This is a genomic window from Gordonia desulfuricans NBRC 100010 (assembly GCF_001485495.1).
In the GTDB taxonomy this organism is placed as follows: domain Bacteria; phylum Actinomycetota; class Actinomycetes; order Mycobacteriales; family Mycobacteriaceae; genus Gordonia; species Gordonia desulfuricans.
On record NZ_BCNF01000120.1, the window covers coordinates 20,315 to 27,255 of the forward strand.

Sequence of the window (6,941 nt, forward strand, 5' to 3'; positions counted from 1 at the left end):
TCAGGTGAGTGCCCGCTCGTCGACGTCGGTGACGACGATCCGTAAGGGGTTGTCGATCTCGTCGCGCCACAGTCGCGCCGCCAGGTAGAACGCGAACGCGATCGGCACCGGGAGCACGCCGCCGAGGACGAAGGTCCAGGTGAGTCCGATTGCCTCGCTCACCGGCGCGGCGATCGCCATCGACACGGGCATCAGCGCCACGGAGACGAAGAAGTCCAGGCTCGCCACACGTCCGAGCAGCGCCGGCGGTACCCGACGTTGCAGCAGCGTGCCCCACAGCACCATCGGCCCGTCGAAAAGGATGCCCATCACGAACCCGGCGACCACGAACATCACGTCTGGTCGGCCAGACCCATGAGAACCAGTGGCAGGCTGGAGAAACCCCAGATCCCGAACATGACCGTGAGATACCGCCGTGGCATCGGGATCGACGCGAACACCAACGATGCCGACGCCGCACCTGCCCCGAAGGCCGCGAGGACCAGAGCGTGGTCGCCTGCGCCACCGTGCACCCGCTCACGCAGCGCGAACGGTACGAGCACCTCGATCGGTCCCATCGTCGCGAGGACCAGAATGCACGCGAAGAACAGGGTGGCCCACAGCCACGGGGTCCGCCACATGTAGACGAAACCCTCGGCGAGATCCGAGATCACCGATTGCACCGGATGTTTCGACACAGCGGTCAGGTCGCGTCGGATCGTCACCGGTCGCATGGCGACGTAGCACAGCGCCGACGACGCTCGGCAGCAGCGCCGAATACGCCGGGTAGTACATGCCTGTCGTGATCCCGCCGAGAAGGGCGGCCGCGATCAGCGTGGGATGGTTGAGATGTCCGGTCATCGCGGCAACACCGACGACCGCGAACGCCACGAGTTTGGCGACACCGACGGCCCGGACCGGGTCCTCAAAGTCCCGTTCACCACCGTCGGTGTCGCCGCCAACCAGATCGAAGCCGCGGCCGCGGCGGACAGCTCGTCGACAGTGGTGCCGATCGCGCCGTGCCAGCTGGTCGACCACCCTGGCGTGCCCGTCGATCTGCCGTTGCTGTCGATGGCGCGGGTGCACATCCCGACCGTCGTCGACGTCGACCGACTCCCGGAGTGGGCCGGCGAGGTCGACGACCGCCAACTCGGCCTGCACGAGGGTCGCTGGGTGGCCTACGACCTCGGCGACACCACCACGGCGCGAGGCGGGAGAATATGACTTTCGCTGTCGGACAACGCGTACGCACCATCGACCTGCTGTCGTCGTTTCGTGACGCCGAGGGCCGCCGGTGCGCGTTGGCCGGGAAAGTGACCGCACTCGACGACGACGGTGATGTGCAGGTGACGGTCAGCGCCCCCAGGGGCTGGGCGGGCAAGACGATGACGTTCTCCCCGGACCTGATTGAGCACGTTGACTGCTTTACGGGGGGAAGTCGAGGTCTGATTCCGGCGCCAGGAAAGGCTCATGCCATGGCCGGGGGTCGGGTGGTGGACCGGTGACGAACAAAAACACCACAGTGCGTTTTCGCTTTTTTCGATTTACACTGGGGTTATGACCACGTTGCTGGATCAGACTGTTCTCCCTGACACCGATGGTGGCGACGCGCAGCAGCTTGACGCGCTGCTCGCTGTGCTCGCCGCGGATCAGTCGGTGATTGTGCGTGCCGGTGAGCATTCGGCGGAACTGCCCGAGGAGCTGCGGCAGATTCTGCGCACGGTGCTGTCCAACCTCACTCAGGGCACCGCGGTGACTGTGGAGCCGCATCGCACGATGCTGACGACGCAGGAGGCTGCCGACATCCTCGGTATCACCCGGCCGACCCTGGTGCGGTTGCTGACTGACAACGAGATCCCGTTCACCACCCCCGGCCGGCATCGCCGGGTGCAGCTCACTGACGTCCTGGCCTACCAACAGCGCATGCGCACGCAGCGGGCTGAGGCCCTCACCGAGCTTGCCGCCCCGGACCCCGACCCGACGGAGGCCGGCGGCTTCATCACCACGCGCTGACGCTTGTGGCCCCAACTTTCCGCGTCGTGCTCGACGCTTGCGTGATGCTGCCGCAGAACCTCAACAACCTGCTCCTCACCCTTGCCGAGCACGACCTGTTCACACCAGTGTGGACGCCTCACCTTCTCGACGAAGTCCATCGCAACCTCACAGGCAAGCTCGATGTGACTGCCGGGCAGGCTGATCACCGCATCACCCAGATGCGCCGGGCGTTCCCGCACGCCGGCGACCACAGCGCGGGTTACCTCAACCTCGTCGATGCGATGACCAACCACCCCAAGGACCGACACGTTCTGGCCGCCGCTGTCGCCTCCGGTGCCGCGCTGATCGTCACTGCCAACCTCGCAGACTTTCCCCCGCAGGCGTGCGACCCGCACGGCATCACCGCCGTACACCCGGACGATTTCCTGCTCGACCAGCTCGACCTCGACCCTCAACGAGTGATGAGTGCGATCACCACCCTCGTTGACCGCAATCAGCACCCACCCCACACCCCGGGACAACTCGCCGAAGCGCTACGGCCGGTCACCCCCATGTTCGCCGACGCCGTTCTGCGGATCATCTCGCCCGTGCCGGCGTTGGAGATCGTCGACGACGCAGAGGTCGATAAGCAGTTCCCCGACGGCATCGAGGAAACCCTGCGCAACCCGGCCGCGACCGCGCGAGCATGGTGGTTCGCACTACTCGAACGGGACAAATACCCCTACGCGGTAGGGAATCTCAGCGTTTCACCCGAGGCGTGGGACTTTGAGGCTGCCGCCCAGGCCCTCGAGGGTTACTCACTGGCCACCGGAGTCCACGAGGACACCGACCGCACCGACGTTGTCTACCTCAAGTTCGTTCCCGTCACCGGCCACAGCATGCGGGTATTCGGTGAGACCGCATTCACCGACTACCGGGTGCTGACCCTGCACCAAGACGCCGACGGATACTGGCACGTCTACGGCCTGTCGACGTCCTGGCCTCCCACGGCACAGCACCACCGCCCGGACTCTGATGAGCGCCTGTGATCGTGCCGTGCGCACAGCGCACAGTTCTAGGTGGTCGAATGGTGGAGAGGTTCGGCGTCACCGCGCGGAAGTGTCAGTAGGTGATCGTGTCGTCGGTCATGTAGATCAGGCGCTGGTCGGTTGTGGTGTATTGGGATGTGTCGGTGTCATTTTGGTGGTAGCAGCGGTTGCAGGGTGCGGATGGTGGCGTGGGTTCGTTCGCGGACGCGGTGTCTGTGGTTGTCGACGGTCGCGTAATTCCTCAGGGGTGTCCGTCACGGATTTCCCCATGTTTGGGTGTGCTGGGTTGAGCGTAGCTGCGAGGACTGGTCAGCTGTTTTTCGGTGTCCGTCCGGGGCGTTTGCGTGGTCGGTAGGAGGGACCGTCCATGAGGATCTGGTGGCTGGTGTTGATGAGTCGGTCGAGCAGTGATTCGGCGACGACCGGGTTGGGGAACAGTGGGTACCAGTCTTTGGGCGCGCGGTTGCTGGTGAGGATGACTGGTTTGCCGGCGATGGCGCGGTCGGAGACGAGGTCGTAGAGGTCGTCGGAGCCGGTGGTGGTGTGCTCGCGCATGGCGAAGTCGTCGATGATCAGGACGGTGGGCCGGGTGTATTCGCGCATGCGTTGCCCGATGGTGCGATCGGCGTGGCCGCCGGCGAGGTCGGCGAGCATGCGGGCGCATTTGACGAATCGGATGTCGTGTCCGCGTAACGCGACTTGGTGGCCGAGTGCTTGTGCCACATGGGTTTTGCCTACTCCGACGGGCCCGTAGAGGATGACTGATTCACCGGCTCGAGCCAGCGCAGCGCGAGGAGGTCACGCAGCATCGCGGCGGGCAGTTTCGGGTTGGCGGTGAAGTCGAAGTCATCGAAGGTGGCTGATTGTTCGAAGCGGGCGCGGCGTACGCGCCGCGCGAGGGCGGCGGTCTCGCGGCGGGCGATCTCGTCTTCGCATAGCACCTGCAGGAATTCAAGGTGACCCAGTTCGCCGGCGTGGGTTTGGGCCAGACGGGCGTCGAGGGTGTCGAGCATGCCGGTCAACTTCAACGTTTTCAGCGCGGCTCGCAGGCTGGGGTCATGAATGCTCATCAGAATGGGTCCTTTCTGAAAAATGTTGTTAGTGAATGTGTTTGGAGTGGTCTTACTGGTTGGCTGCGGTGTCGAGGTCGCCGGTGAAGGCGTGCGGGCCACGTAGAAACGCCGGTGGCATCGGTGCCGGTGGTGTGGTGGTGTCGTCGTCTTCGGTACCGGCGATCAGGATGCCCTTGATGGTGCGTGGCCCGACATCGCCGACGGCGATTGCCCGGGCGCAGGCGGCGTTGATGCGGTCATCGGGATACTTCGTGCGTAAACCGACGATGGATTGGATTGCGCGCAGCCGGTGGATCGCGTTGACCTCGCAGAGTTCGGCGACCACCGCGACCGCGTGCTCACCGATTTCCTCGGCCTGCCCGCGGCACCACGCCACCGGGCGGGAGGCGAAGGCCACCTTGTAGGGCGGGTAGTGCTCGAGATTGGTCGCCCGCCCACCCAGGCGCAGCACATGGGTCGCCACGACCTCGTCGCCGGAGAACACCTGGACCATATCCCCGCATGTGCGGACCCGCACGTGTGAGCCGATCAGCCGCCACGGCACCGAGTACAACGCTGGACCCGCCTTGACATGACAGTCTGGGGCGACCTTGCCCACATGGTAGGTGACGAGTTCGAATCGTCGGGGCGGCAATGGATTCAACACATGCTGTTCGATCTGTGCGAACAACTCGGCCGGCGGCACCCCATCGATCCCGCGGTGGGCGTGGCAGCCGTAGACGTCGGTGCACCAGCCGATCGCAGCGTCTTGCATCTGCGGCAGGCTGCTGAACTCGCGGCCCTTGAAGAACGAATCCCGAATGTAGGGCATCGGGCGTTCGATGCGCGGTTTGTCTTTCGGAGTGGCTGCGCGCGCCGGATCGATCAGCACCCCGTAAAACGAGGCGAGTTCCGCGTAAGCGCGGTTGATCTGCGGATCGTAGAGGTCAGGTTTGCTCACCCCGGTCTTGAGGTTGTCACACACGATCCGCTGCGGCGTACCACCGAAGAACTCAAACGCGGCCACATGTGAAGAGCACCAGGATGTTTGGTCCATCTTGAGGACCGGCTGCACGAACAACCATCGCGAGCACGACAAAATGATCGCGAATGCCCACACCGACACCCGCTTACCGGTCTCGGGGTCGGTCCACATCCCCAGCTTGCCGTAATCAACCTGGGCTTCCTCACCCGCCGGCACCGGTGGCCGCGGTGGAGTTGCCCGCTTCTCATTGATCCTGTCAGCGAAATGTGCTGTCACATAACGGCGTACCGACGATTCCGACACATCAACCTGGCGGTCGTCGCGCAACCGCTGCGCGATCGTGGCCACCGTCACCGTCGCATCGAGCTGCCCGCTGATCCACTCATGATGCTCGGCGATCGGCGGCCACGTCACCGCCCGCAGCGACGGATCAACAACCTCGGGAAACCAGCCGCCGATCAACTCCCGCCACACCGACTCATCGAACCCGCCCCCGGCGCCCGGGCTCAGACCCGCGGCCAGCGCCGGCGCGAGATACTTGCGGATGGTCTTGCGATCCATACCCAACGCCTGGGAAATCTGTACCTGCGAGCGCCCGGCATACCAATGCCGAAACAACTCCAACAACTGCGTCATAGTCCACGTCCTCCGTGCCACCTCAGGCCCCTTCCACAGCCCCAGGCAGGGCCATGAACGGAGCGAACCTGTAGCAGCACCCCAACCCCGCCCGACACGCCCCAAGGTGGGGAATTACGTGACCGACGGGTGAGGAATTACGTGACGGACAACCCCATCAACCTGGGGAATTACATGACCGCTGACAGTGGTTCATTAGCATGCGGATGTCGCTGCGCGGGACGGGGCACGGAGCTGCCCAGTGCGCCCATTTCTCGGGTTCGTGAGTGGCCCACAGGTTGATGTCGAAGTACATGGTGCGCACCGCGCTGAGGATGCCTGCTTGGTCGGTGCGTGGGCTGCCGTCATCGCAGACGGTGATGTGTTCGCGCCACCGGGCATAGAGCTCTTGGGAGATACGGAGGTCGGTTTGTTCGGTGTTGAGCTGCTCGATCGCCAGCCAGAACAGCTTCGTGATGAGGTGTGCCTGTCGTGTCAGTGAGGCGTAGTCAACCTCGGCGCCGCGGCGGTTGAGGTACTCGATGAGGAGCTGGCGTACCGGCTTGTTGCGCACCGGATACTGGTCGACCATCTGCGTGGTTGTCAGCTGCGGTGCCCGGAGGGCGCCCCGCAGCGTGGGCGGTGCTGAGGCTCGGAAGTGCCCGCATCCGTGCAGGACCTGCCAGGCCAAATGTCCGACGTACTTGCCGAGGTGTTCACCGTTGCGATCGGTCAGCGCGCGTGTGCGGACTGCGTAGTCCATGAATGCCTCGGGTGTGAGATCGGCGAACGGAATGCCTTGATAGGTCAGCGCGGTGCACACGTCGAAGACGGCCCACCGTTTGAACTTGTCGCTGGCATCGGTCTCGTCGACGGCGGTGATGAAGCGCTCCAGCTCGGGATCGCTCTCGGCCTGGGCGAACTCGCGGGAGTAGCACAGCAGTTTGTTGGCCCGCAAGGCTTGCAATGTCGGACGGATCACGCGCAGCGCGAACAGCGCTTCGAGACCCTGCGCGAACTCGGCGCGGGCAGTCGTTGTGCCTGTGGGGGAGGCATCGCCGGCGGGCAACAGTTCAGTGTTGAGGTTGCATGCGTTCCAGCGTTGTTGCCACGTCTCGCCGGGATAGCCGCGCAGGTAGTCGCCGATCTTGTCCAGGCCGCGGTTGCGGCTGCGCCGCCGTTTGACAGGTTCAGGCCACACGCTGGTAGCGAGGGCAACGATCGTCGATATGGGGGCCGCTGACAGGTCGCCGTAGCGGGTGCACTGCCCGCGGCGCGGCGGGTTGA

6 protein-coding genes and 2 pseudogenes are annotated in these 6,941 nt (G+C 64.7%); 4 read left to right on the forward strand and 4 right to left on the reverse strand.

The features are described from left to right. Nucleotides 1-882 (reverse strand): annotated as a pseudogene (locus GD1_RS24420) (MFS transporter); the annotation flags it as partial. Here GD1_RS24420 and GD1_RS24815 point away from each other — a divergent pair. Genes GD1_RS24815 through GD1_RS18640 form a run of 4 tightly spaced genes read left to right on the forward strand, consistent with a single transcriptional unit; the run spans nucleotide 829 to nucleotide 3,002 of the window. After that, nucleotides 829-1,203, forward strand: a complete 375-nt coding sequence (locus GD1_RS24815; RefSeq protein ID WP_157079551.1) for a hypothetical protein — start codon at nucleotides 829-831, stop codon at nucleotides 1,201-1,203. The pseudogene GD1_RS24420 and the gene GD1_RS24815 sit on opposite strands and share 54 nt — an antisense overlap. Continuing rightward, nucleotides 1,200-1,484, forward strand: coding sequence for a hypothetical protein (locus tag GD1_RS18630; protein WP_059039104.1), 285 nt, complete (start codon nucleotides 1,200-1,202; stop codon nucleotides 1,482-1,484). Before GD1_RS24815 ends, GD1_RS18630 begins: the two co-directional genes overlap by 4 nt. Nucleotides 1,485-1,536: 52 nt before the next feature. Then, the gene (locus GD1_RS18635) at nucleotides 1,537-1,992 is read left to right on the forward strand and encodes a helix-turn-helix domain-containing protein (RefSeq protein ID WP_059039109.1); all 456 of its coding nucleotides are present in this window, start codon (nucleotides 1,537-1,539) and stop codon (nucleotides 1,990-1,992) included. A gap of 26 nt (nucleotides 1,993-2,018) precedes the next feature. Next, a complete protein-coding gene (locus GD1_RS18640; RefSeq protein WP_280513274.1) occupies nucleotides 2,019-3,002 on the forward strand; it encodes a VapC50 family PIN domain-containing toxin in 984 nt (327 codons plus the stop codon). A 309-nt stretch (nucleotides 3,003-3,311) separates the two neighbouring features. Here the strand turns inward: GD1_RS18640 and istB are convergent. From istB to GD1_RS25075, 3 genes and pseudogenes are all read right to left on the reverse strand, one after another. Beyond that, nucleotides 3,312-4,072: pseudogene (gene istB, locus GD1_RS18645) on the reverse strand (IS21-like element helper ATPase IstB). 52 nt (nucleotides 4,073-4,124) lie between these two features. Further along, a complete protein-coding gene (gene istA / locus GD1_RS18650) occupies nucleotides 4,125-5,675 on the reverse strand; it encodes an IS21 family transposase (protein ID WP_059039106.1) in 1,551 nt (516 codons plus the stop codon). Between the two features lie 157 nt (nucleotides 5,676-5,832). Continuing rightward, a partial coding sequence (locus GD1_RS25075) for a hypothetical protein (RefSeq protein ID WP_217997897.1) occupies nucleotides 5,833-6,941 on the reverse strand: 1,109 nt, incomplete at its 5' end.

Coding starts and splice junctions, on each gene's coding strand:
- GD1_RS24815 (WP_157079551.1), top strand. CDS start 829: ATGTCCGGTCATCGCGGCAACACCGACGACCGCGAACGCCACGAGTTT.
- GD1_RS18630 (WP_059039104.1), top strand. CDS start 1,200: ATGACTTTCGCTGTCGGACAACGCGTACGCACCATCGACCTGCTGTCG.
- GD1_RS18635 (WP_059039109.1), top strand. CDS start 1,537: ATGACCACGTTGCTGGATCAGACTGTTCTCCCTGACACCGATGGTGGC.
- istA (WP_059039106.1), bottom strand. CDS start 5,675: ATGACGCAGTTGTTGGAGTTGTTTCGGCATTGGTATGCCGGGCGCTCG.